The 22905-nt window shown below is 72.4% G+C and carries 23 protein-coding genes and 1 riboswitch; of the genes, 13 read left to right on the top strand and 10 right to left on the bottom strand.

The window, feature by feature from the left end:
* The first annotated feature begins 19 nt into the window (after positions 1-19).
* Genes ABZX75_RS00645 through ABZX75_RS00620 form a run of 6 tightly spaced genes read left to right on the top strand, consistent with a single transcriptional unit; the run spans position 20 to position 5430 of the window.
* Positions 20-394: a hypothetical protein gene (locus ABZX75_RS00645; protein WP_355406302.1), complete on the top strand. Its 375-nt coding sequence runs from the start codon at positions 20-22 to the stop codon at positions 392-394.
* On the top strand, positions 391-948 hold the full coding sequence (locus ABZX75_RS00640; RefSeq protein WP_355406300.1) for a hypothetical protein: 558 nt from the start codon (positions 391-393) through the stop codon (positions 946-948). Before ABZX75_RS00645 ends, ABZX75_RS00640 begins: the two co-directional genes overlap by 4 nt.
* Positions 906-3197 (top strand): ATP-binding protein, encoded by a 2292-nt coding sequence (locus ABZX75_RS00635; RefSeq protein WP_355406298.1) that lies wholly within the window; start codon positions 906-908, stop codon positions 3195-3197. Before ABZX75_RS00640 ends, ABZX75_RS00635 begins: the two co-directional genes overlap by 43 nt.
* Positions 3194-4477, top strand: coding sequence for a hypothetical protein (locus ABZX75_RS00630; RefSeq protein ID WP_355406296.1), 1284 nt, complete (start codon positions 3194-3196; stop codon positions 4475-4477). The genes ABZX75_RS00635 and ABZX75_RS00630 overlap by 4 nt, the downstream gene beginning before the upstream one ends.
* Positions 4470-4790, top strand: coding sequence for a hypothetical protein (locus ABZX75_RS00625; RefSeq protein ID WP_355406294.1), 321 nt, complete (start codon positions 4470-4472; stop codon positions 4788-4790). Before ABZX75_RS00630 ends, ABZX75_RS00625 begins: the two co-directional genes overlap by 8 nt.
* 22 nt (positions 4791-4812) lie before the next feature.
* A complete protein-coding gene (locus tag ABZX75_RS00620; RefSeq protein WP_355406292.1) occupies positions 4813-5430 on the top strand; it encodes an exonuclease in 618 nt (205 codons plus the stop codon).
* 109 nt (positions 5431-5539) lie between these two features.
* Here ABZX75_RS00620 and ABZX75_RS00615 read toward each other — a convergent pair whose 3' ends face one another.
* The 7 genes from ABZX75_RS00615 to ABZX75_RS00585 all read right to left on the bottom strand — a co-directional run bounded on the left by ABZX75_RS00615 (position 5540) and on the right by ABZX75_RS00585 (position 14072).
* A complete protein-coding gene (locus ABZX75_RS00615; protein ID WP_355406290.1) occupies positions 5540-5983 on the bottom strand; it encodes a transglycosylase SLT domain-containing protein in 444 nt (147 codons plus the stop codon).
* A gap of 295 nt (positions 5984-6278) precedes the next feature.
* Complete coding sequence (locus ABZX75_RS00610; protein ID WP_355406998.1) at positions 6279-7115, bottom strand: ECF transporter S component; 837 nt, start codon at positions 7113-7115, stop codon at positions 6279-6281.
* Positions 7116-7189: 74 nt separating this feature from the next.
* Positions 7190-9148 (bottom strand): ATP-binding cassette domain-containing protein, encoded by a 1959-nt coding sequence (locus tag ABZX75_RS00605; RefSeq protein ID WP_355406288.1) that lies wholly within the window; start codon positions 9146-9148, stop codon positions 7190-7192.
* Complete coding sequence (locus tag ABZX75_RS00600) at positions 9145-10245, bottom strand: energy-coupling factor transporter transmembrane component T (protein WP_355406996.1); 1101 nt, start codon at positions 10243-10245, stop codon at positions 9145-9147. The genes ABZX75_RS00605 and ABZX75_RS00600 overlap by 4 nt, the downstream gene beginning before the upstream one ends.
* A gap of 422 nt (positions 10246-10667) precedes the next feature.
* Positions 10668-11348, bottom strand: a complete 681-nt coding sequence (locus tag ABZX75_RS00595) for an SCO2322 family protein (RefSeq protein ID WP_355406286.1) — start codon at positions 11346-11348, stop codon at positions 10668-10670.
* Positions 11348-12589, bottom strand: a complete 1242-nt coding sequence (locus ABZX75_RS00590) for a prenyltransferase/squalene oxidase repeat-containing protein (RefSeq protein WP_355406284.1) — start codon at positions 12587-12589, stop codon at positions 11348-11350. Before ABZX75_RS00590 ends, ABZX75_RS00595 begins: the two co-directional genes overlap by 1 nt.
* A 128-nt stretch (positions 12590-12717) precedes the next feature.
* Positions 12718-12798, bottom strand: a riboswitch (cobalamin riboswitch).
* Positions 12799-12968: 170 nt separating this feature from the next.
* A complete protein-coding gene (locus ABZX75_RS00585; RefSeq protein ID WP_355406282.1) occupies positions 12969-14072 on the bottom strand; it encodes an MBL fold metallo-hydrolase in 1104 nt (367 codons plus the stop codon).
* Positions 14073-14260: 188 nt separating this feature from the next.
* On the opposite strand from ABZX75_RS00585, the gene ABZX75_RS00580 reads away from it, so the two are divergent.
* Both ABZX75_RS00580 and ABZX75_RS00575 read left to right on the top strand, forming a co-directional pair.
* Positions 14261-15739, top strand: coding sequence for an aldehyde dehydrogenase (locus ABZX75_RS00580; RefSeq protein WP_355406280.1), 1479 nt, complete (start codon positions 14261-14263; stop codon positions 15737-15739).
* Entirely contained in the window at positions 15739-15972 is a 234-nt protein-coding gene (locus ABZX75_RS00575; RefSeq protein WP_355406278.1) for a ferredoxin, read from the top strand. Before ABZX75_RS00580 ends, ABZX75_RS00575 begins: the two co-directional genes overlap by 1 nt.
* A 28-nt stretch (positions 15973-16000) precedes the next feature.
* Here the strand turns inward: ABZX75_RS00575 and ABZX75_RS00570 are convergent, their stop codons facing one another.
* Positions 16001-16624, bottom strand: a complete 624-nt coding sequence (locus tag ABZX75_RS00570) for a TetR family transcriptional regulator (RefSeq protein ID WP_355406276.1) — start codon at positions 16622-16624, stop codon at positions 16001-16003.
* A gap of 356 nt (positions 16625-16980) precedes the next feature.
* On the opposite strand from ABZX75_RS00570, the gene ABZX75_RS00565 reads away from it, so the two are divergent.
* From ABZX75_RS00565 to ABZX75_RS00555, 3 genes are all read left to right on the top strand, one after another.
* Positions 16981-18294, top strand: coding sequence for a glycosyltransferase family 4 protein (locus ABZX75_RS00565; RefSeq protein WP_355406274.1), 1314 nt, complete (start codon positions 16981-16983; stop codon positions 18292-18294).
* 64 nt (positions 18295-18358) lie between these two features.
* Complete coding sequence (locus ABZX75_RS00560; protein WP_355406272.1) at positions 18359-19093, top strand: class I SAM-dependent methyltransferase; 735 nt, start codon at positions 18359-18361, stop codon at positions 19091-19093.
* Positions 19090-20178 (top strand): prenyltransferase, encoded by a 1089-nt coding sequence (locus tag ABZX75_RS00555; RefSeq protein ID WP_355406270.1) that lies wholly within the window; start codon positions 19090-19092, stop codon positions 20176-20178. Before ABZX75_RS00560 ends, ABZX75_RS00555 begins: the two co-directional genes overlap by 4 nt.
* A gap of 114 nt (positions 20179-20292) precedes the next feature.
* Here the strand turns inward: ABZX75_RS00555 and ABZX75_RS00550 are convergent, their stop codons facing one another.
* Positions 20293-20595 carry a hypothetical protein gene (locus tag ABZX75_RS00550; protein WP_355406268.1) on the bottom strand — a complete coding sequence of 101 codons (303 nt, stop codon included), beginning with the start codon at positions 20593-20595 and terminating at the stop codon, positions 20293-20295.
* Positions 20596-20707: 112 nt separating this feature from the next.
* Here ABZX75_RS00550 and ABZX75_RS00545 point away from each other — a divergent pair, with 112 nt between their 5' ends.
* Positions 20708-21265: a hypothetical protein gene (locus ABZX75_RS00545; protein WP_355406266.1), complete on the top strand. Its 558-nt coding sequence runs from the start codon at positions 20708-20710 to the stop codon at positions 21263-21265.
* A gap of 29 nt (positions 21266-21294) precedes the next feature.
* The gene (locus ABZX75_RS00540) at positions 21295-21708 is read left to right on the top strand and encodes a hypothetical protein (protein ID WP_355406264.1); all 414 of its coding nucleotides are present in this window, start codon (positions 21295-21297) and stop codon (positions 21706-21708) included.
* A gap of 24 nt (positions 21709-21732) precedes the next feature.
* Here ABZX75_RS00540 and ABZX75_RS00535 read toward each other — a convergent pair whose 3' ends face one another.
* Positions 21733-22743: an LLM class F420-dependent oxidoreductase gene (locus tag ABZX75_RS00535; RefSeq protein WP_355406263.1), complete on the bottom strand. Its 1011-nt coding sequence runs from the start codon at positions 22741-22743 to the stop codon at positions 21733-21735.
* Between the last annotated feature and the right edge of the window lie 162 nt (positions 22744-22905).

The following is a 22905-nucleotide window of genomic DNA, read 5'->3' as shown; positions in this document are numbered from 1 at the left end:
ATCGACCTGTAGTCGAGTCATGCTGCATCACGCGCGGCTCGGCGTCCTGTTCACTTCCGGGCAACGCCCGTCGTCCCGCGCGAGGTTGGACCCGATCTTGATCGACTCTAGGATGCTGCCGACGAGAGCGATCTACGAGGGGGGCCGGACCGTGCCGACCGTGCTGCGCGAAGACGACACGGGTGAGGCCGGGGATGCCGCTCCGATCGCGACACCGCCCGGCATGCCCGGACTGTGGGCGGACCCGTCCCTCCCCGAAAGCGAGCTCGGTGTGGCGGGCTCCGGCGACGCATTCGACGCGTTCGAGCCGTACGGAAAGGGACCCTCCCGCGCGGCGACGGCGATGGATACGGACATGACACCGGACATGACGTCGACGGGACGTCGGACATGACCCCCACGGCGGCCACCGGCGAGGCATGGCACCGCCTCCTCGCCATGCCCACCTTCGCGCTGACAGAGGTGCCGCGCCGGCGGCCCGACGCCTCGCGGCCGTCCGGCCCCGACGACGAACTGCGCGGGCACCGGTTCGCCGCCCTCGTCTCCGCATTCCACACCCGAGATCCGTACGACCCGGGCCAGGGCAGCGTCCTCCTCGGCTGGTCGCGCCCTTCGGCGGCCCACCCCCTCGACATCTTCCTCGGCGGCTCCTCGCTGGCCGGTGGCGATGACGCCGCCGACCCGGGCACGGCCCTGCTCCGCCTCCCCGCCGGGGCGCGAGCGCGGCGGCAGGCCCCGGGCGCCGTCGCAGGAGCCCTGGCACGTTTCTCCCATGGACCGCCGTCGCCGGAGTCGCGGACGGACTGCTGGTCGACGACGAGGCCCGGGAGCAGGGGACGCCCCGGCTGCGTCCCACCCTCGAGGACTGTCTGCTCGGCGTATGGCAGGACGCCTTCGCCTGGCTGGTGCTGGCCGACCCGGTGCTGCCGGACGAGCTCGACGAGCTGACCGGTGAGACCGCGGACCGGCAGCGAAGAGCACAGTCCAAGGCGGCGGGCTCGCCCGAATACTCCCTGGAAGCCGCCCGGTTGGAGCGCAGACACAAGGAACTGGCGAAGGCGTCGGCCACCGGGCTGTGGCGCATACGTCTACTGGCCGGTGGTCGTACACCCCAAGACGCACAGCGGGTGGCTGCCCTGGTCTGCGCGTCGGCGGATCTCGAAGGGCTCCCCTATGCGCTCAGGCCGACCGGGCAAGTGGGCGACCTCCCGACCGTGCTCACTCCCGCGCTCACGACCGCGCACGGGGCCAACCCGCCGGAGCCCGCCGGCTTCCCTTTCCACGGGAGCTCGGAGCTGCTGGCGGCGCTGGCCCGGCCCCCGGCCCAGGAGGTACCCGGCGTACGGTTCGCACTGCGCCCCGAGTTCGACGTGACCCCGGAGAACGGGCCCCGGCCCACCCAGCCGGGTGCCGCCCCGATCCGGCTCGGCATGATCCTGGACCGCAACCGCAGCCCGGTGGGCGCCCTGGACCTGTCGCGCTCCACGCTCAACCGGCACACCTTCGTTTGCGGGGCCACGGGCGGCGGCAAGTCCCAGACCGTACGCGGCCTGCTCGAAGCGGCCACGCGGGAGCGGCTGCCGTGGCTGGTCGTCGAGCCGGCCAAGGCGGAGTACCGGTTCATGTCCGCGCGCCTGGGCGACGAGCACGAGGTCATCGTCATCAAGCCCGGCGACCGCGACGCCCTCCCCGCGGGCCTCAACCCGCTGGAACCGTCCGTCTTCGCGGACGGTGAACGCTTCCCCCTGCAGACCCATCTCGACATGGTCCGCGCCCTCTTCCTCGCCTCCTTCGACCCGCAGGAGCCGTTCCCGCAGGTGCTGAGCGCCGCACTGACACGCTGCTACGAGGACCTGGGCTGGGATCTCACCCTCGGCGAACCACGGTTCGCCGAGACCGAGCCGCGCTACCCGACGCTTGAGGACCTGGAGCACACGGCGCTGCGGATCGTCGCGGAGATCGGTTACGGGAAGGAGATCACCGACAACGTCCAGGGCTTCATCAAGATCAGGCTCGCCAGCCTCCGACTCGGCACCACCGGCCGGTTCCTGGAGGGCGGCCACCCCGTCGACTTCGGTGAACTGCTCAAGCGCAACGTCGTCTTCGAGATCGAGGACGTCGGAGACGACAAGGACAAGGCGTTCCTGATGGGGACCATCCTGATCCGGCTCGTCGAGTACCTGCGCATGGAGCAGCGGACGACCCGCCGGCTCTCCTTCCCCCTGCGCCACCTGACCGTCTTCGAGGAGGCCCACCGGCTGCTGCGGCGTTCGGAGGACGGCGGGGCGAGCGCCCACGCGGTGGAGATGTTCGCGGGCCTGCTCGCCGAAATCCGCGCGTACGGCGAGGGCTTGGTGATCGCCGACCAGATCCCCGCCAAACTGGTCCCCGACGTCATCAAGAACACCGCGGCCAAGATCGTCCACCGCCTCCCGGCACAGGACGACCGCGAGGCCGTCGGTGCCACGATGAACATCACCGAGGCGCAGTCGGAGTACCTGGTCACCCTCAAGCCCGGTGAGGCCGCGGTCTTCACCGACGGCATGGACTACCCCCTGCTGGTCCGCATGGAGGACGGCACGTCGCGCGAGGACGCGGCCGCCATCCGCCCGGCGTCCCCGGCCCCGATGGTCGCGCCGCGCAGCAGGGCCTGCGGCGAGGACTGCTCGGCGGCTCCCTGCACCCTCCGGCAACTGCGCACCGCGCAACGCCTGACCGAACAGGACGAGCTCCGCATCACCCTCTGGGCCGAAATGGCGGTGGCCGCACACCTGCTGGGCTGGATCACTCCCCTGCCGGGCGAGGCAATGCGCCGCGACCTCGCTCCGTACTGGACCTCGGACCGGCGCCTGGTGGAGTGCGCCATCGGCCAGGCCGTCGACCGCGCGGTGCACAGCCGCGTGGGCGCCCCGGGCTCACCCGCCGCCCTGGCCGGGCATGTCGCCTCGATGATGCGGGCCCAACTCGACGGCTCCGACCCCTGCCCGGTCGCCGAGCCGCGGTGGAAGGCCCGGAAGGGGACGAAGACGCGGCAGTACTACCACGGGCGCCACACGCCGTCCGTGCTGGAGAAGACCGTCGGCTGCGGGGACCCGTCGGAGGACTGGTCCAAGCGGTTCGCCCATGCGCTCAAGTGCTTCGAGCGCAGGCCGCGCAAGCCGGTGGTGCCCGAACCGTCCACGGGGGACACGCGATGAGCGAGCTCGACGTCACCGACAAGACCACCGCGGCGGACACCCCTCCGCCTTCCCCGCTGCCGGACACTGCAGAGCCCGTCGGGGAACCGGAGGGACCGCAGGAGTCGGAGGAATCCGGCCACGGCGAGGCTGCCGACGACTCGGTGATGGCGGACTACGCCGAGCCGGAGGAGCCCGAGGCCCCCGACGACGACACGGAGCCTGAGGCGCCTGATGATGCGGCGGAGGTGGAGCTGTCGACTGCTGATGCTGCGGATGGCGATGCGGCTGATGGAGACGGCGATGTTACGGATGCTGAGGATGCCGTCGAGCCGGAGGAGCCCGAAGCCCCCGATGAGGACCCGGAGCCTGAGGCGCCTGTTGATCCGGCGGAGGTGGAGCTGTCGACTGCTGATGTTGCGGATGACGATGCCGCCGACGGCGACACCACCGATGCCGCCGACACGGTCGACACCGTGGATGCCAGGAAGCAGGCGGCGCAGGCCGACGGGCTGATAGACGACGCCGGGCGCGTCCCGGTCGAAGAACTCGACTCGGGTGACCGGGTGCGGGGTCGGCCGTGCGATGACACTGGTTACGAGATACGGGCCGAGGACCTGGAATACCTTGGCCTGGACGAGGAGCAGGTAGAGGCCTGGCAGCGGTTCGAGGCGCCACTGGGAATGAACCCGGAACAGTTCACGGAATTTAGAGAGAGCCTGAACGAAGCCCTCGCGGCGGACGGGATCGATCCGGAGCAGGTGGATATCCGGCTGCAGGGCTCGTCGGCACAATTCTTCTCCGGTTCCCACAAAGACTTCCCGACGGAGCAGGATCTGGCTGACCAGCCTGAGGCGTTGAGCAGGCTGACGGAATGGATGGGTGACAGGACGGAATCCGAACGACCCGCCCGGATCCCCTTCGACGCTAAGCATCTGCTGGGCGTGGAGGATGCCGATGGTACGCCGGAGCCGCCCAGCGACTATGATGTCCAGCTTTCTTCCGACAGTATGGTCGCTAAGGCCAAGGAGACGTGGGAGGCCGCTGACCCTGAAGCCCGGAGGCCAGACGTCATCCACCCGAAATATGATTTCGTGGACAAGGAAACGGTGCAGGAAACATTTCCTGCGCTGCACGCCTGGAAAGAGCACTGGGAAGAGGAGACGGGTCGCGAAGTGGCCCCGGCTCTGTTTACCTCCGAAGGCCCTCCGGATCGGACTGACGTGGGTAAGGGAATATCCACACATTTCCGTGAAACTGATTGGATCATCAACCGCCCGGGAGGCGATAGAGATGAATAGCCAACTGAAGATCCGAATGAAGGGCGAGTTCCCCAAAGGTGGGCTTTCCGTATTCCGGGATCAGGTGGGGCTGACACCGCGCGGTCGCCTCGACGACGACTGGGACGAGGAATTCGGCAGGCGGGAGCTGCGCCCTAAGGAGCTGGGGCGGGTGGACTTGACCCTGTGGCGCTACGCGGATGACGACTGGATGATCTCGCTCAGTTACGAGCGTGATCCGCTACCTGCCGAGGAAACAGAAGACTTGCGGCGAACGATTCTGGACGCCGTAGCTCATGCGGGGCTGACCGTCACCGCCCAGGTCCTCTCCTAAAGCTCGGGACGGGTAAAGAACAATGGCGAAATCCGAATTCTATGTTTCGGCTGACGTGGAGGCTGACGGCCCGGTGCCCGGGCCGTTCTCGATGTCGAGCTTCGGCCTGGCGGTCGCGGGGATCCACGACGGGGTCGTGTTCCAGGCGTGTGACCCCGCCGTGCGCACGTTCTACGCCGAACTCAGGCCGATCAGCGACGCCTACGACGCGGAGGCGCTCGCGGTCAGCGGCCTGGATCGCGGCCGGCTGGCACGTGAAGGCCAGGATCCCGCCCAGGCCATGAACGCCGCGGCCGCCTGGCTCGCCGCCGTGTCCGAGGAGCTGGCCGCCACTCCGGTATTCGTTGCGTACCCGCTGGGTTACGACTGGATGTGGATGTACTGGTACTTCGTGCAATTCGCCGACGCCGGCTCGCCGTTCGGGCATTCGCGTTGCATGGACCTGAAGACGCTGTACGCCGCCAAGGCCGCCGTGCCGATCGGCGAGGCGACGAAGCGGTCGATGCCTGGCCATCTGCTGTCCTCGCGCCCCCACACGCACAACGCCCTGGACGACGCGGTCGAGCAGGCCGAACTGTTCCAGAACCTGATGCGCTGGCGAGCTCACCCCCGCGTCGACCACCAGCACCAGAGGGAGTGACAGCGCGATGGGAAGCCGAAGGCCCCGGTGGCCGACCTGGGGAGGTCGGCCACCGGGGCCTTCGCGTGCGCGCCGCTCGGCGCGCCGGGCGTCTGCTGCCGCTGGTGGCTTAGTACCAGTGGTGAGACTGCCAGAAGTTCCAGGCGCCCACGGGGCTGCCGTAGCGGTCGTTCATGTAGTCCAGGCCCCACTTGATCTGGGTGGCCGGGTTGGTCTTCCAGTCCGAGCCCGCCGAGGCCATCTTCGAGGCCGGCAGGGCCTGGACCAGGCCGTACGCGCCGGAGGAGGGGTTCGTGGCGGTGTGGTCCCAGCCACTCTCACGGGAAATGATCTTGTTGAACGCGGCGAACTGGGCCGGGTCCTTGATCATCTGCTGCGCGATCGCCTTGGCGCTGGTCGGGGCCGCCTGGGCGGGGACCGCGGCGAGCATGGAACCGGCGACGCCCACGGCGAGGACGGAGCCCATGAGGGTCTTCTTGGAAGCGGCGATGCGGCGGATGACGGCGTTGGACACGGAGAACCTTTCGAAGGGGACAAGGGCGGTCGCAGGCATGCCGAAGACATGCGTGAGCCACTCACGCGAGGGAGAGGGGTTCGTCGGCGGGGGGTGAAGCACCCCTGCCGCCTTGCGACTCATCCAGTTCTACAGACGCCCGCAGGTCCTGGCAACGACCCGACTTACTAGGGGTCTTCGGAGCGGGGGCGCAACGGCCCCCTCGGTCGCGATCGGCATCTGTGCAGGTGAGACCCGGGGTAAATGGTCGTATATGGGACGTTTAGGGCCTACGATCGCGCTTCGTATGTGACGTGGGTCCTGTGGGGCGGGTCACCGGGGAAGGGGCTGAATATCACCCTCCGTCGCGGTTCGTACCCCTTTCGAGGGTCGGGTCGCCGCCGTTTGGGGCCCCCGAATCGAAGGAAACAGGCGCGTCGAAGGCAGCTTTGCGAGTCGCCCGCCGCAGGGCTTTCAGCAGCGTGGTGCCGAGCGCGAGCGTGGTGACCACGGTCAGCGTCGCCCGGCCCAGGTCCCAGCCCACCGAAGTCGCCAGGCAGTACGCGACGAACCGGGCCAGATTCGCGGACACCGGCTCCCCGGGGTGGAAGGAGACGCCCTGCCCCATGCCCTGCAGGATCACCCAGCCCTGCAGATTCATGATCGTGCCGTACGCGAACGAGCCCACGAAGCCGTACGCCGCCAGCATCAGCAGCTCCCCCCGGCCCCGGATGCGCTCCGGCCCGGGCAGCAGCCCGGCGCCGAGTGAGAACCAGCCCATGGCCAGCATCTGGAACGGCATCCACGGCCCGACCGCGCCGGTCAGCAGGGCGGAGGCGAACATCGTCACCGAGCCGAGGACGAAGCCGAAGCCCGGGCCGAGCACCCGCCCGCTGAGCACCATCAGGAAGAACATGGGCTCCAGGCCGGCCGTACCCGCGCCCAGCGGTCTCAGTGCGGCCCCCACGGCGGCGAGCACACCGAGCATCGCCACCGCCTTGGCGTCCATACCGTTGTCGGCGATGGTCGCGATGACCACGGCGACCAGCAGCGGAAGCAGCGCGGCGAAGAGCCAGGGGGCGTCCTGGGAGTGGGCGAGGCCGGACTGGCGGTCGGCGAGCAGCGGCCAGCCGAAGGCCGCGATACCGATGAGGGTGACCAGTACTAGGGCGGCGGCGGCCCGGGGGCCGATACGGACGGGGCGGTTGGCCGGGCGGTAGGCCGGGCGGTGGGCTCGGCGGTTCGCCGGGTGCTTGGCCGCGCGGCTCACGGGGCCGCCGTCCTCAGCGCCCGGGCGACCTCGCTCACGGTGAGCCAGTGGCCCGGCGCCAGGATCTTCGCCACCTGCGGCGCGAAGGCGGGGGAGGAGACGACGACCTCGGCGGTCGGCCCGTCCGCCACGATCTCGCCGCCCGCCAGGATCACCACGCGGTGGGCCAGCTCGGCGGCGAGTTCCACGTCGTGCGTGGCGAGGACGATGGCGTGGCCCTGCGCGGCGAGATCCCGCAGGATCCCGACCAGGCGGGCCTTGGCGGCGTAGTCCAGGCCGCGGGTGGGCTCGTCGAGGAGGAGCAGGGCGGGACGCCCGGTGAGGACCAGGGCCAGGGCGAGGGCCAGGCGCTGGCCCTCGGACAGGTCGCGGGGATGGGTGTCGTCCGGGACGTCGGGGAGAAGGGCGGAGACCAGATCCCGGCAGGTGCCGGGCGCCTGGCCGGCGTCGGAGTCGGCGGCGGCGCACTCCGCGGCGACGGTGTCGGCGTAGAGGAGGTCGCGCGGCTCTTGGGGGACGAGCCCGACGCAGCGGACCATCTCGGACGGCGGAGTCCGGTGCGGGGTCCGGCCCCCGACGGTGACGCGGCCGGAGGCGGGCGGGACCGTACCGACGAGGGCGGACAGGAGGGTGGACTTGCCGGCGCCGTTGCGGCCCATGAGGGCGACGGTTTCGCCGGGTGCGACGGTGAGGGTGATCCCGTGCAGGACCTCGGTGCGGCCGTGGCGGACGGTGAGGTCGCGGACCTCGACCGGTTCCCTGGCGGGGGCGGGGGCGGTGGCGGCGGGGGTGGCCGGCCGGCTCCGGCGGAGCAGCCGGGCGAGCAACCCGGGGGCTCCGCCCCCGTACCCCCGCGCCTCAAACGCCGGCGGGGGTGGGGTTTGGGCCTCAAACGCCGGCCGGGCTGGGGTTTGCGCCTCAAGCGCCGGCCGGGCTGCGTTTGCGGGAGCCGTCGCCACCGGCTGGGGGGTGCCGCGGAGCGGCAACTCCAGCCCCGCCGGCGTTTGAGGCGCGGGGTCCGGGGCGGAGCCCTGGGGCGCGGCGCCGGGGGTGGGCTGGGACGGGTGGTGTGGGGCGGAGCCCTGGGGCGCGGCGGTGCGGGCGGGCTCCGACCGGTGGGACCCGAGCGGAGCGGAGAGGGCCGACAGGCGGGAGCGGAGCGGCGCAGCCAGCCGGCGGGCGTCGCGGACCGACAGCGGGAGCGGCGACCAGCCCGCGAGGCGCCCCAGGGAGACCACCGGCGGGTGGACCGGGGAGACGGCCATGATGTCGGCCGGGGTGCCGAGCACGGGGGCCGCGCCCGGGGACGGCAGTAGCAGTACCTGGTCGGCGTACTGCACGACCCGTTCCAGTCGGTGTTCCGCCATGAGGACCGTGGTGCCGAGGTCGTGGACGAGGCGCTGGAGGACCGCCAGGACCTCCTCGGCCGCCGCCGGGTCGAGCGCCGAGGTCGGTTCGTCCAGCACCAGGACCTTCGGGTGCGGGGTCAGGACCGAGCCGATCGCGACCCGCTGCTGCTGCCCGCCGGAGAGGGTGGCGATGGGGCGGTCGCGCAGCTCGTTCAGGCCGAGGAGGTCGAGCGTCTCCTCCACGCGGCGGCGCATCACGGCCGGGGGCAGGCCGAGGGATTCCATGCCGTAGGCGAGTTCGTCCTCGACCACGTCCGTCACGAAGTGCGCCGGCGGGTCCTGGCCGACCGTGCCCACCACGTCCGCGAGCTCGCGCGGCTTGTGCGTACGCGTGTCCCGGCCCGCCACCGTCACCCGCCCCCGCAGGGTGCCGCCCGTGAAATGCGGCACCAGCCCCGAGACGGCCCCCAGCAGGGTGGACTTGCCGACCCCCGACGGGCCGACGAGGAGCGTGAGCTCCCCCTCGGGGATCACCAGGTCGACGCCTTGCAGCGAAGGTCCGGCCGCGCCCTCGTAGGTGACCGACACCTGCTCGAAGCGGATCACTGCGACGCCTCCTTGGGCGGTACGGATGCCACGAAGGCCGGAAGCAGGCCGATGAGGATCGCCGCCGCCGGCCAGAGCGGGAGCGTGGGGGTGACCAGCGGGACCACGCCCGGCCGCAGGCCGTGGGGGTCGAGGGCGCCGGCGTGGATCAGCAGGGCGGCGACGGCCGCGCCGGACCCGGCCACCAGCCAGGCGCGCGCACCCCAGCGGTCGGGCCGGTACCGCGTCCGGACCGACCGGCGGCCGCCCAGCCGTAGGCCGGCGAGGGCCAGGACGAGCCCGATGACCAGCACGGGGACCCCGTACGCCGCTCCTTGCGCGGCGAGCAGTCCGTACGTGCCCGCGCACATGCCGAGCAGCCCGCCGAGGGTGAGGACGTTGGTGGTGTGCCGAACGGCGGGCGGGACCTGCGCCGTACGGCCGTAGCCGCGCGCGTCCATCGAGGCGGCCACGGCGATGGAACGTTCCAGCGCGCCTTCGAGCACCGGGAGGCCGATCTGGAGGATCGCCTTCACCCCGCCGGTGGGGCGTCCGCGCAGGCGGCGGGCGGTCCGCAGCCGCACCACGTCCGCGACCATGTTCGGCGCGAAGGTCATGGCGACGACGACGGCGACCCCCGCCTCGTAGAGGGCGGCCGGGAGGGACTTCAGGAGCCGGGCCGGGTTGGCGAGGGCGTTCGCGGCGCCGACGCAGATGAGGAGGGCGGCCAGCTTGGCGCCGTCGTAGAAGGCGAAGACCAGCTGCTCGGCGGTGACCTTGCCGCCGAAGCGGATGCCCTGCGCCCAGGCGGGCAGCGGGACCTCGGGGAGGGTGAAGAGGACGTGCGAGCCGGGGATGGGGGAGCCGAGCAGCATGGAGAAGACCAGGCGCAGCCCGATGACGAAGAGGCCGAGCTTGACGAAGGCTCCGTAGGAACGGGCCCAGGGGGCGCTCGTGCGGCGGGCCGCGACGACGTAGCCGGCCACGCCGACGACGAGGCCGAGGAGGAGCGGGTTGGTGGTCCGGGAGGCGGCGGTGGCGAGGCCGAGGGCCCACAGCCACCACGCTCCCGCGTGCAGGGCGTTGCCGCGGGTCGCCTCCGGCGGGGCGGGCAGCATGCGGGGGCGGGTGTACGTCGGCCCGTGCGGGCGGCTGCCGTCCGCCGCCCGGGAGTGGGCATACGGGGTCCCGCGCGCGGGACCCTCCTGCGCGGCGGGGCGGCGCCCGGGCGCAGGTGCGGTGCCGGCTGCGGCGCCGCCGGGGGTGCGCCCGGCCTGCGGCCGGGCTGGGTTCCCACCCGTGCCACCCGCGACACCGGTGCCGGTGGCGCCGGTGGGTGGCTGGGCGCCGTCGGCGGTTGGGGCTCCGTGCTCCGCCGGAGTCGGACGGCCGCCCGTACGGGTGGTACCAGTGGGCGCCGGAGAGCCGTCGGCGGGTGCGGCCGCGTGCTGAGCCGGGACCGGCCCGCCGCCGGTGGGCGCCGGAGCGGCGTCGGCGGATGCCGGAGATCGGTGCGGGGCGGTCGTGTCGGCGTGGTCGGTCATCGCGCGCGGCGGCGGGACTGCCAGAGGGCGGCCGCGGCCAGGGCCAGCACCGCCGCGATGCCCGCGAGGAGGCCCGCCGAGGGTCCGCCGTCCCCGGGGGCTGGGGCCGGGGCCGGGACCGGGGCCGTCGGCGCGGCCGAGGGCTCGGTGTCGGCGTCCGCGACCTGCTCGCCGCAGCCCTGCTTCGGGTAGCCGGTGATCGCGCACAGCAGCGCCGCGCTGTTGTAGCGCAACGGCTTCGCGACCGCCGCCAGGGCCTCCGCCGTCGTGGCCTCCGGAGCCACCTGCGCGCAGGCCGTGCGCGGGGCCTCCTGCGGCGGGCTCTCGCCCGCAGGGGCGTCCGCGGGGAGGCCGAAGTCGATGACCAGCGCCACCCGCTTCCTGCCTTCCGCCGGGGCGGTGGCCCCGCAGACGGCCTCGAAGTCGGCGGCGGCGCGCGGCTGGGCCGCCTGCGCCGCCGCGTCGGCGGCGTCCTTGCTGACCGCGAAGCGGAAGCCCTGGACGGTGCCGTCCGCGGGACGGGCCTGCGAAGGGCCCTGGGTGGCGTACGTCCACCGGCCGTCCGCACCGTCCCAGAACAGCCAGTAGCGGTAGCCCGCCGCCAGCGCCGGACCGGCGGCCAGCAGGGCGAGGGTGATCCCGACCGCGAGGGCCAGTACGGGCAGACGGCGGCGCATCAGAGCTGGTTCTTCTTCCGGCGGCCGCTCAGCAGGATGCCGATGCCCACACCGGCCGCGGCGCCCGCACCGATGATCCACCAGATGTTCTGGTTGCCGGAGCTGTCGTCGCCCTTGCTCTCGGCCTCGGTTGCGCCGGTCTCGGCGGCCTGCGGGGCCGGGCCCGTCGCGTTGAGCGCGGACACCAGGTCGGTGGAGCCGAAGGCCTTCGGGTCGGTGCCGGTGGCGTGCGCGGTCAGGATCAGCGTGCCCAGGGCCGCCGGGCTGCCCTTCGCCCACTGCGCCGTGTTGGCCTTCAGCCACTCCAGCGGGCCCGCCGCGGCCTGCTTGTGGCCGCCCGCGGCCAGGGCGATCACCGCGTCGGCGGTGTTGCCGTAGTCCGGGGTGACCTGGTCCGAGCCGGGGGTCGCCACGGTGAAGTGGCCGTCCTTCTTCAGCGCCTCGGCCAGGTAGCCGGCCGAGCCCCGCGCCGCGCCCGCCGGGTCCTTCGCGCCGGCCGGGCAGTCCAGCGCCGCGACCGGGGTGTCCGCGGCGGCCGGGGTGACGACGGCGCCCTGGCCGAGGGCGGCGAGCGTCGCGGCGGCCGTCGCGTCCGGGTTGGCGACGCGCTTGCCGTCCTTGATCTCGTACGCGAAGGCGCCCCGGTCGGCGGCCGGCTCGGCGTCGCAGCCCAGCTGGAACGGGAGCAGCGCGTCGTAGCCCGACTTGTCGGCCTTCGACTTCACCTCGGCCGGCTTCTCGCCCGCCACGCTCAGCGCGCTGATCACCAGGGCGGTGGAGCTCGACTCGGTCGGGGAGCCGGGTACGTAGCTCCAGCCGCCGTCCTCGTTCTGTACGGACTTCAGCCAGTCCACGCTCTTCTTCACGGCCGCGTCCTGGCCGCCCAGCGCCTTCAGCGCCTGCACGGCCGCCGCGGTGGCGTTCGAGTCGAGCATCGTGGCGGCGTCGCACGCCTTCGCGGTGTCGGCGCGGAAGGAGGCGAAGGCGCCGTTCGCGCACTGCTGGCCGACGAGCCAGTCGACGGCCTGCGGGGCGGGCTTGACGCCGACCGTGTGCTGGGCGAGCAGCGCGAAGGACTGGCGCCACACACCGTCGTACGTCGGGTCGTTCTTGCCGTACAGACCGGACGGGATGACCGGGGCCGGGGAGGGCGGCACGGTGTCGGCGAGGGCTGCGGGGGCGGCGGCCACGCAGAGCACGGCGGAGGCGGCGAGCGCGGCGGCGCTGCGGCGGACGTTCATGGGGCGGGTGCCTCTCGTGCTGGGGAGCGGGAGGCAGGCACGCGCAGGCACCGGGCTCCGGCTCCGTTTACCTCGACGGTGCCGGCCGCCGGGGGACCCGGCGGCACGAGCCGCGCACCTCCGGTACGGGGCAATCCGGCTCCCCGCCCGGGCGGTGCCGGGAGCGGGTCACGGTTGCGGGTCAGCGCCGGATTCGCACCGGCTTCCCCCCGTACGGAAGTGTGGACGACGGGCACACTGTACCGGCCCGTAGACCGCGGGCACGGGGCGCCGGCCGGGAGCGGTCCTTACCGGCGCCGGTGCCGCGCGCGGGGCCGCGCCGCTGCGAGCGCGTGCGCGCGCCGGGCCGCCGGCCGGTGCCGCGGTCCTCCCGTACGCCCTACAGCGCGCGGTACGTCACCGGCTCGCTCCCCGGGACCGCCTCCGCGCGCCCTTGCTTCACCAGCCGCCGCAGGTGCGCCTCCGCCTCCGAGACGGCGATGTTGCGGGAGCCGTACGGGATCTGCGCCCACGGCCGGTTCCACTCCATCCGCTCCGCCAGCCCCCACGGGGTCAGCGGCTCGGCCAGCAGCTCCCACAGGCCCGTCAGCCGCTCCTCGTGGTGGTCGAGGAGTTCCCGTACGCGCCCGGCGGCGTCGGTGAAGGCGTGCTGGTGGGCTGGAAGCACCTCGGCCGGCCGGAGGCGGCCGATGCGTTCGAGGGAGTCGAGGTAGTCGCCGAGGGGATCGGTGACGCGGGTGTCCCCGGGGTCCTCGTAGAGGCCGATGTGCGGGGAGATCCCGGGCAGCAGGTGGTCCCCGGAGAAGAGGCGGCCGTGGCCGGGGAGGTTCGCCGGGTGCTGTTCCTCCAGGTGCAGGCAGACGTGCCCGGGGGTGTGGCCGGGGGTCCAGATCGCGCGCAGGCGGCGGCCGGCGAGGGGGAGCAGGTCGCCGGGGACGATCTCCCGGTCGGGGACGGCGGCCCGCAGGCCGGGCAGCGTGCTCGCGCGGCCGCTCGCGCGGGCGGCGCGCAGGGGGGCGACGTGCTCCTCGGGGGCTCCGGCGGCGGTGAGCTTCTCGCTCATGTACTCCAGCCAGAGGCCGGGCTCGGCCCGGCGGGTCCGTACGACGATCTCGGTGTCGGCGGCGTGCATGGCGATCCAGGCGCCGGACGCCTCCCGGACCCGGCCCGACAGGCCGTGGTGGTCGGGGTGGTGGTGGGTGATGACCACGCCGTGGACGCCGGAGACCGCGATGCCGAGCGCGGCGAGGCCTGCGACGAGGGTGTGCCAGGAGGCGGGGTCGTCCCAGCCGGTGTCCACGAGGACGGGCCCGCGGTCGGTGTCGAGGACGTGGACGAGGGTGTGTCCCAGCGGATTGTCGGGGATGGGGACCTTGATGCCCCACACGCCTCCGCCGTGGTCGGTGACGTGCGGTGGCGGCTGTGGGGACTGGGGTGCCGCCTGCGGCGCCGCCTGCGTCGCCCGGGCCGGATCCTCTGACATGAGAGCCCCCTGTTTCCTTGTTCTCCGGGAACGCAACGAGAACCTGTTCCAGTAGGAGCCCAAGTCGACCATGTCGACGCCCTCCTGACTAGTCGTCGGATCCTTCCCGGGGTTCGTCCTGGCCGTGGACTCCTCGAACTAGAACTGGTATCAGTTCTGGAACCGCCAAGCCGCAGGAGGCATCTGCCATGACCGAGCTCGTGGAACACGGACAACTGCTCATCGGCGGGGAGTGGACGGATCCGCTGGGCACCGACACCATCCAGGTCGTCTCCCCTCACACCGAGCAGGTCATCGGCAGCGTCCCGCACGCCTCGAAGGCGGACGTCGACCGGGCCGTCGAGGTGGCGCGCAAAGCCTTCGACGAGGGGCCGTGGCCCCGGATGAGCCTGGACGAGCGGATCGCCGTCGTCTCCCGGATCAAGGACGCCATCGTCGTCCGGCACGAGGAGATCGCCCGCTCGATCAGCTCCCAGAACGGGTCCCCGTACTCCTGGAGCATCCTCGCCCAGGCGCTCGGCCCGATGATGGTCTACGACGCGGCGATCACCGTCGCGCGTGACTTCCCGTACGAGGAGCACCGCCAGGGGGTGCTCGGGCCGATCCTGGTGCGGCGGGAGCCGGTGGGGGTCGTCGCGGCCGTCATCCCGTGGAACGTCCCGCAGTTCGTGGCCGCCGCCAAACTCGCGCCCGCGCTGCTGTCCGGATCGGTCGTGATCCTGAAGCCGTCCCCCGAGTCCCCTCTCGACTCGTACATCCTCGCCGACATCACGCGAGAGGCCGGACTGCCCGAGGGCGTGCTGTCGATCCTGCCCGCCGACCGCGAGGTCAGCGAGTACCTGGTCGGCCACCCCGGCATCGACAAGGTCGCCTTCACCGGCTCGGTCGCCGCGGGCAAGCGCGTCATGGAGGTCGCCGCGCGCAACCTCACCCGCGTCACCCTGGAACTCGGCGGCAAGTCGGCGGCCGTCGTCCTCCCGGACGCCGACCTGGAATCCGCCATCGCCGGAATCGTCCCCGCGGCGTGGATGAACAACGGCCAGGCGTGCGTGGCCCAGACCCGCGTCCTCGCACCGCGCGGCCGGTACGAGGAGGTCGCCGAGGCCCTGGCCGCCGCGGCGGGGGCGCTGGTCGTCGGCGACCCGCTGGACCCGGCGACGCAGCTCGGGCCGCTGGTGGCGCAGCGGCAGCAGCAGCGGTCCCTGGACTACATCCGCATCGGCCAGGAGGAGGGCGCGAAGGTCCTGGCCGGCGGCGGCCGCCCGGCCGGGCTGGAGCGGGGCTGGTACGTCGAGCCCACCCTCTTCGGCGACGTCGACAACGCGATGCGGATCGCCCGCGAGGAGATCTTCGGCCCGGTGGTGTGCCTGATCCCGTACGGGGACGAGGCGGAGGCGGCGCGCATCGCCAACGACTCCGACTTCGGGCTGAGCGGCAGCGTATGGACCGGTGACGTCGAGCACGGCATCGACTTCGCCCGCCGGATACGGACCGGCACCTTCAACGTGAACACCTTCAGCCTGGACATGCTGGGGCCGTTCGGCGGCTACAAGAACAGCGGCCTGGGACGGGAGTTCGGGCCGGAGGGCCTGAGCGAGTACCTCGAACACAAGATGATCCACCTGCCGGCCGCGTACGCACCGGGCGCCGGCCGGGCGGGTGCCTGATGGGCGACCGCTGGCAGGTCGAGGTGGACCGCACGGTCTGCATCGGCTCGGGCATGTGCGTGAACCACGCCCCGGAGGGCTTCACCCTCGACTCGGCCCGCCAGTCACACCCCCGCGCGGCGGAGACGGACCCGAACGAACCGGTCCTGACGGCGGCGGAGGGCTGCCCGGTGGAGGCGATCGCGATCACCCTGGCGGGCAGCGGCGAGGTGGTGTTCCCGCCGGAGGACTAGGTCCTGTCCGGGCCCCCCGGGGGTGGGATCAGGCCGTTTCCTGGGAGGTCAGGTCGATCAGGCGGCAGACCGTTTCAATGTCGATCTTGACCTGGGCGATCGAGGCACGGCCCGACAGCCACGTGATCAGCGCCGAGTGCCAGGTGTGCTCGATCACCCGCACCGCCGAGAGCTGCTCGGCCGTCGGCGGGGAGTCCAGGCCCATCGCGTCCAGGATGATCGCCGTGGTCAGCCGGGAGACCGTGTCCACCTCGGGGCTCACGCTGCGGTCCGCGAAGGTCAGCGCCCGGACCATCGCGTCGGCCAGGTGCGGCTCCCGCTGGAGGGCGCGGAAGGCCCGCATCAGGGTCTCCGCGACCCGCGCCGCCGGGTCGTCGCCGGCCGGCGGGCGTTTGCGCAGGGTGGTGTGCATGTGCTGGAGCTGGTCCTGCATGGTGGCGACGAGCAGGTGCACCTTGGACGGGAAGTACCGGTAGAGGGTGCCGAGCGCCACGCCGGACGACTCCGCGACCTCGCGCATCTGGACGGCGTCGAAACCGCCCCGGCTGGCCAACTGGGCGCTGGCGTGCAGGATCCGGCGGCGGCGGGCCTCCTGGCGCTCCGTCAGGGGAGGGGACGCCGGTATGCTGACGGCTTTGGCTTCCGCTGTCATGTGTCCCGTTCCATGGCGTTCGGCGTCGTTCCGTATCGTTCCGTGTCGCTGTATGTCGCTGTATGTCGATGTGTGGCGCTGTCTGGGTGTTACGTGGGCCTTGCCTGGACCTTGCTTGGGCGTTGCGTACGTGGCGTTGCGTGTGCGTCGCGCGGGCTGATCCGGTCCGCCTCGGGGCTGATCGGGGGCCAGCATGGCAGGCGCTGGAGCCGTGGCGTGAATCACCTGCTCCGCCTCTTACGGTGTGGTTTCCGGCCGGTAGATTCAATGGTCTTCAACGGATCAAGTCTGAAACTTGTTCTACATTATGCGAGCGGTTACGCTCCGGCGAAAGTGCAGGGAGAAGGGGGCCGAGAGTGACCGCTGAGGCCATGGTGACGAGCCCTTTCGCGGGTTCCGCCACCGACGGCGACCGCCCGCTGCGCATCGCACTCCTCACCTATAAGGGGAACCCGTTCTGCGGCGGCCAGGGCGTCTACGTCCGCCACCTCTCGCGCGAGCTCGTCCGCCTCGGACACTCCGTCGAGGTGATCGGCGCCCAGCCCTACCCGGTCCTCGACACGGGCGCCTCGCTCACCGAGCTGCCGAGCCTCGACCTGTACCGGCACCCCGACCCCTTCCGCACCCCGAAGCGCGACGAGTACCGGGACTGGATCGACGCGCTTGAGGTCGCCACCATGTGGACCGGTGGATTCCCCGAGCCGCTGACCTTCTCGCTGCGGGCTCGGCGCCACCTCGCCGCCCGCGTCGGCGAGTTCGACGTCATCCACGACAACCAGACGCTCGGCTACGGCCTCTTGGCCGACCTCGGCGCGCCGCTCGTCACCACGATCCACCACCCGATCACCGTGGACCGGCAGTTGGACCTCGCCGCCGCGAAGGACCGCAAGAAGCGGGTCTCCGTACGGCGCTGGTACGGCTTCACCCGCATGCAGGGGCGCGTGGCCCGCAGGCTGCCGTCCGTGCTGACCGTCTCCGGGTCCTCCAAGCAGGAGATCGCCCAGCACCTGGGCGTGCGGGACGAGCGCATCCACGTCGTCCACATCGGCGCCGACACCGACCTGTGGTCGCCCGACGCCTCCGTCGCCGAGGTCCCCGGCCGGATCGTCACGACCTCCAGCGCGGACGTGCCGCTCAAGGGGCTCGTGCACCTCGTCGAGGCGCTGGCGAAGCTGCGCACCGAGCGGCCCGACGCCCACCTCGTCGTCGTCGGCAAGCGCGCCGAGCGCGGCCCCGTCGCGCGCGCGATCGAGAAGTACGCGCTCCAGGACGCCGTCCGGTTCGTCAAGGGCATCACCGACGCCGAGCTCGTCGACCTCGTCCGCAGCGCGCAGGTCGCCTGCGTCCCCTCCCTCTACGAAGGCTTCTCGCTCCCGGCGGCCGAAGCCATGGCGACCGGCACCCCGCTCGTCGCCACCACCGGCGGCGCCATCCCCGAGGTCGCCGGCCCCGACGGCGAGACCTGCCTCGCGGTGCCGCCGGGCGATGCGGGCGCCCTGGCCGCCGCGCTGGGCCGGCTGCTGGAGGACCCGCGGCTGCGCGCCCGGCTCGGCGCCGCCGGGCGCGACCGGGTGCTGTCCCGGTTCACCTGGGCCAAGGCCGCCGAGGGCACCGTCGGGCACTACCGGGCCGCCATCGAGCAGGCCGCCCGTACCCGCCGTACGCGGTGACCTTCCCCCCGATTCCGCTTCCGCTTCCCCCTCACCACCCCCGCGACCGCGAAGGCAGGACCCCGTGCTGACCGTCGATTTCTCCCGGTTCCCGCTCGCCGCCGGCGACCGCGTGCTCGATCTGGGCTGCGGCGCAGGCCGGCACGCCTTCGAGTGCTACCGGCGAGGCGCCCAAGTGGTCGCCGTCGACCGCAACGGCGAGGAGATCCGCGAGGTCGCCAAGTGGTTCGCCGCCATGAAGGAGGCCGGTGAGGCCCCGGCCGGAGCCACCGCCACCGCCATGGAGGGCGACGCGCTCGCCCTGCCCTTCCCCGACGAGTCCTTCGACGTCGTCATCATCTCCGAGGTGATGGAGCACATCCCCGACGACAAGGGCGTCCTCGCCGAGATGGTGCGCGTGCTGAAGCCCGGCGGGCGCATCGCCGTCACCGTGCCGCGCTACGGCCCGGAGAAGATCTGCTGGGCGCTGAGCGACGCGTACCACGAGGTCGAGGGCGGCCACATCCGCATCTACAAGGCGGACGAGCTGCTCGGCAAGATGAGGCAGGCCGGCCTCAAGCCCTACGGCACGCACCACGCGCACGGACTGCACTCCCCCTACTGGTGGCTCAAGTGCGCCTTCGGCGTCGACAACGACAAGGCGCTGCCGGTCAAGGCGTACCACAAGCTCCTGGTCTGGGACATCATGAAGAAGCCGATGGCCACCCGGCTCGCGGAGCAGGTGCTCAACCCGGTCATCGGCAAGAGCTTCGTGGCGTACGCGACCAAGCCGCACCTCCCCGTCGGCGCCGCCCAGTGAGCTCGCCCGGGCGCACCGCACCCGAACACCTCGTCCTGGACGGCGTACTGACCGCCGAAGAGGCCGCCGCGACGGTGGCCGGCATCCTCGCCGCGCAGCGGGCGGACGGAGCCATCCCGTGGTTCCGCGGGCACCACCTGGACCCGTGGGACCACACCGAGGCCGCGATGGCGCTGGACGTGGCCGGCGAGCACGAAGCCGCCGAGCGGGCGTACATGTGGCTGGCCCGGCACCAGAACCGGGACGGCTCCTGGTACGCGGCCTACGCCGACCGGGCGGACGGCGTGGACACCACCGAGCCGCAGGACGCGAGCCGCGAAACCAATTTCACCGCCTACATAGCCGTCGGCGTCTGGCACCACTACCTGTCCACCGGCGACGATGCCTTCCTCGACCGGATGTGGCCCGCCGTCTTCGCGGCCGTCGAGTGCGTGCTCGCGCTCCAGCAGCCGGGCGGCGAGATCGGCTGGAAGCGGGAACCCGACGGCACGGCGGTCACCGACGCGCTGCTGACCGGGTCCTCCTCCATCCACCAGGCACTGCGCTGCGCCCTGGCCATCGCCGAGCACCGCGAGGAGCCGCAGCCCGACTGGGAACTCGCGGTGGGCGCGCTCCGGCACGCCATCCGCCGGCACCCCGAGCGGTTCCTCGACAAGAACCGCTACTCGATGGACTGGTACTACCCGGTGCTGGGCGGAGCCCTGACCGGCCCCGAGGCGACGGCCCGCATCGAGGAACGCTGGGACGAGTTCGTGGTGCCGGAGCTCGGCGTGCGCTGCGTCCTGCCGAATCCGTGGGTGACCGGCGGCGAGTCCTGTGAGCTCGCGATCGCGCTCTGGGCGATGGGGGAGTCGGACCGGGCGCTGGACGTCCTGCGCTCGATCACCCACCTGCGTGCCGACAACGGCATGTACTGGACGGGGTACGTGTTCCAGGACAAGGCCGTGTGGCCGGTGGAGCAGACGACGTGGACGGCCGGGTCGCTGCTGCTCGCGGTGGCCGCGCTGGGCGGGGACGAGGCGACGACGTCGGTGTTCGGCGGGTCGGCCCTGCCGGGCGGGCTGGAGCCCGACTGCTGCCCGTAGCCGGTGCGGGCGGCTGCCGGCGCTCCGCATCGCAGGAGCCGACGGGGCTGAGAGTCAGGGGTGGGGCGGGACCGCCGCAGGGCGGTCCCGCCCCAGGGGGCGCTGTCGGCGTGATCAGCGGCGGTAGAGCCAGCCGGCGATCAGGTGGCCGAGGATCAGGTACACCACGGCCGCCAGGCCGTAACCGACCACCACCTGGATCCATTCGCGGCTGAAGGTGAACAGGTCATGGGACCAGCCGGCCAGCCAGGTGGCGGCGTTGTGGAAGAACTGGACGAGTCCGTTTCCCTGGTTGGCGTCGAGCAGGTACAGCACGATCCACAGGGCGATGATCAGGGCGGCGACGTCCGCTACCAAGGCGACGGCTCGCCCTGCCTGACTGCTACCTCGGGCGTGGGAACGCGTGAGTGGGGACATGTCATCCGTCTTGCCGCGTAAGCGCGCTGTAAACCCGAACGGGTCCCCCAAGTGGCGCAGCCCGGCGCCCCGGGTGAGGCTGCGGAAGATCCCCGAGCCCCCGGAGGAAACCGTGCCCGCACCCCGTACCGCCAGATTCCGCCGCGCCCTGGCCGCGGTGATCCTGTCCACCGCGCTGCTCGCCGGGAGCACCGCGTGCGGCAGTGACGAGAAGGACACCGCCGCCGCGACCGGGACGGCCACGCCCACCAGCTCGGCGGAGGCGCAGAAGTTCGCCAAGACGCGCTTCGTCGCCAACGCGGGGCTCGCGGCCGGGGCGACGTACCAGTGGATCGTCAAGCCGTACCGCGAGGGCAAGTTCAAGCAGGGCGCGGAGGGCCGCAAGTTCGCGCTGGTCAAGGCGGGCCTCGCGGGCGCGTTCACCTACAACCGGTTGAAGGCGGCCGTCAACAACGCCAAGGGCGACCCGCTGCTGTCGAAGGCGGTGGCCCCGCTGTCGGCGGGCATCGACTCGCTCAAGGACCTCGGGACGAAGCTGCGCAAGGGCGAGGCGAGCGAAGCCGACGTCGGCGCCTTCGAGAAGATCATCGGCAATGTGAAGGACGCCGGCAAGAGCGCGGGCGCGGAGGTCAAGGACCAGGTCCCGAGCACCTCCCAGCTGGGCGGCTGAGCCCTGTCCGGCCTGCTTCAATGGGTCGTGTGATCGAATTCGTGGTGGTCGTCCTCGGGGCGGCCGGGGCCGGCTGGCTGTTGCGGCGCAAGCACCTGCGCCGGGTGGCCGGCGGACCCGTGCCCGGGATCCCGTGCATGGCGCGGCATCCGGCCGGTGAGGGCCGCTGGCGGACGGGCCGGGTGTACGTCGATCAGGGCGTGGCCCGGTGGGTCCCCGGGCGCGGTGAGCCCGTGGCGCTGCCCGGCGGCCGCGCCACCGCCCTGCGCGCGCCCTCCGTGCGGGAGGGGATCTCCATCAACCCCGGCTCACGGATCGTCACCTGTACGTACGAGGGCGGCGGCAGCATCGAGATCGCCGTCATGCCCCTGGATCTGCGCGAGCTCCTGGAAGGCGTGCCGCAGGCCGTGGCGCGAGACGACACGGGGCCGGACACGCCCTAGTGCCGCAACGGGACGGTCACAGCACTAGCTGTTGAGTTCCGCCAGCACCCGCAGCGTGTGGGGGTCCGGGGCCGTGAGGAGCAGGTCGGTGACCGGGCCCTCGCGCCACAGCTCCAGGCGTTCGGCGATGCGCTCCCGCGGTCCGATCAGCGAGATCTCGTCGGCGAAGGCGTCCGGGACGGCGAGCACCGCCTCCTCCTTGCGCCCGGCGAGGAACAGCTCCTGGATGCGGCGGGCCTCGTCCTCGTAACCCATGCGGGCCATGAGGTCGGCGTGGAAATTGCGTGCCGCGTGCCCCATGCCCCCGATGTAGAAGCCGAGCATCGCCTTGACCGGCAGGAGTCCCTCGGCGACGTCGTCGCAGACCTTGGCGCGGGCCATCGGCGCGATCATGAAGCCCTCGGGCAGACCGGTCAGCGATGCCCGGTACACGTCGGTGCGGGTCGGTGACCAGTAGAGGGGGAGCCAGCCGTCGGCGATCCTCGTCGTCTGGGCGATGTTCTTCGGGCCTTCGGCGCCCAGGAGCAGGGGCAGGTCCGCGCGGAGGGGGTGGGTGATGGGCCGCAGCGTCTTGCCGGTGCCGGCGCCGTCCTCACCCCGGTACGGGTGGCTGTGGAAGCGTCCGTCCAGCGCGACCGGGCCCTGGCGGCGCAGCACCTGGCGGATGACGTCGACGTACTCGCGGGTCGCGGTGAGCGGGCTGGAGGGGAAGGGGCGCCCGTACCAGCCCTCGACCACCTGCGGGCCGGAGAGGCCCAGGCCGAGCATCATCCGGCCGCCGGAGAGGTGGTCCAGGGTGAGGGCGTGCATGGCGGTGGCGGTGGGGGTGCGGGCGGCCATCTGCGCGATGGCCGTGCCGAGGCGGATCCGCGAGGTGTGGGCGGCGATCCAGGTCAGCGGGGTGAAGGCGTCGGAGCCCCAGGCCTCGGCGGTCCACACCGAGTCGTAGCCGAGGTTCTCGGCCTCGGTGGCGAGGTCGAGATGGGCCGGATCGGGGCCGCGGCCCCAGTAGCCGAGTGCGAGTCCCAGGCGCATGGACGGTTCCCTCCGCGATGCCGACAGCAGACCTGACGGTGCGTCAGGTGACTGTACGGGCAACCGCCCCCGCCCGGAAAGGGGGGTGGTGCCCGCGGGGAGGGCCGCAGGCCACGCCCGGGCCCGTACCGGCCGGTGTGCGCGCCAAGGCCCCGGACAGCA

Origin of the sequence: Streptomyces sp. NPDC003038, from assembly GCF_040611115.1 — a bacterium.
Classification (GTDB): Bacteria; Actinomycetota; Actinomycetes; order Streptomycetales; family Streptomycetaceae; genus Streptomyces.
The sequence above is the reverse complement of the archived record's forward strand: the minus strand, read 5'-3'. Positions and strand labels throughout refer to the sequence as shown.

Coding starts and splice junctions, on each gene's coding strand:
- ABZX75_RS00645 (WP_355406302.1), top strand. CDS start 20: ATGCTGCATCACGCGCGGCTCGGCGTCCTGTTCACTTCCGGGCAACGC.
- ABZX75_RS00640 (WP_355406300.1), top strand. CDS start 391: ATGACCCCCACGGCGGCCACCGGCGAGGCATGGCACCGCCTCCTCGCC.
- ABZX75_RS00630 (WP_355406296.1), top strand. CDS start 3,194: ATGAGCGAGCTCGACGTCACCGACAAGACCACCGCGGCGGACACCCCT.
- ABZX75_RS00625 (WP_355406294.1), top strand. CDS start 4,470: ATGAATAGCCAACTGAAGATCCGAATGAAGGGCGAGTTCCCCAAAGGT.
- ABZX75_RS00620 (WP_355406292.1), top strand. CDS start 4,813: ATGGCGAAATCCGAATTCTATGTTTCGGCTGACGTGGAGGCTGACGGC.
- ABZX75_RS00615 (WP_355406290.1), bottom strand. CDS start 5,983: ATGCCTGCGACCGCCCTTGTCCCCTTCGAAAGGTTCTCCGTGTCCAAC.
- ABZX75_RS00600 (WP_355406996.1), bottom strand. CDS start 10,245: ATGCTGCCCGCCCCGCCGGAGGCGACCCGCGGCAACGCCCTGCACGCG.
- ABZX75_RS00595 (WP_355406286.1), bottom strand. CDS start 11,348: ATGCGCCGCCGTCTGCCCGTACTGGCCCTCGCGGTCGGGATCACCCTC.
- ABZX75_RS00590 (WP_355406284.1), bottom strand. CDS start 12,589: ATGAACGTCCGCCGCAGCGCCGCCGCGCTCGCCGCCTCCGCCGTGCTC.
- ABZX75_RS00585 (WP_355406282.1), bottom strand. CDS start 14,072: ATGTCAGAGGATCCGGCCCGGGCGACGCAGGCGGCGCCGCAGGCGGCA.
- ABZX75_RS00580 (WP_355406280.1), top strand. CDS start 14,261: ATGACCGAGCTCGTGGAACACGGACAACTGCTCATCGGCGGGGAGTGG.
- ABZX75_RS00575 (WP_355406278.1), top strand. CDS start 15,739: ATGGGCGACCGCTGGCAGGTCGAGGTGGACCGCACGGTCTGCATCGGC.
- ABZX75_RS00570 (WP_355406276.1), bottom strand. CDS start 16,624: ATGACAGCGGAAGCCAAAGCCGTCAGCATACCGGCGTCCCCTCCCCTG.
- ABZX75_RS00550 (WP_355406268.1), bottom strand. CDS start 20,595: ATGTCCCCACTCACGCGTTCCCACGCCCGAGGTAGCAGTCAGGCAGGG.
- ABZX75_RS00535 (WP_355406263.1), bottom strand. CDS start 22,743: ATGCGCCTGGGACTCGCACTCGGCTACTGGGGCCGCGGCCCCGATCCG.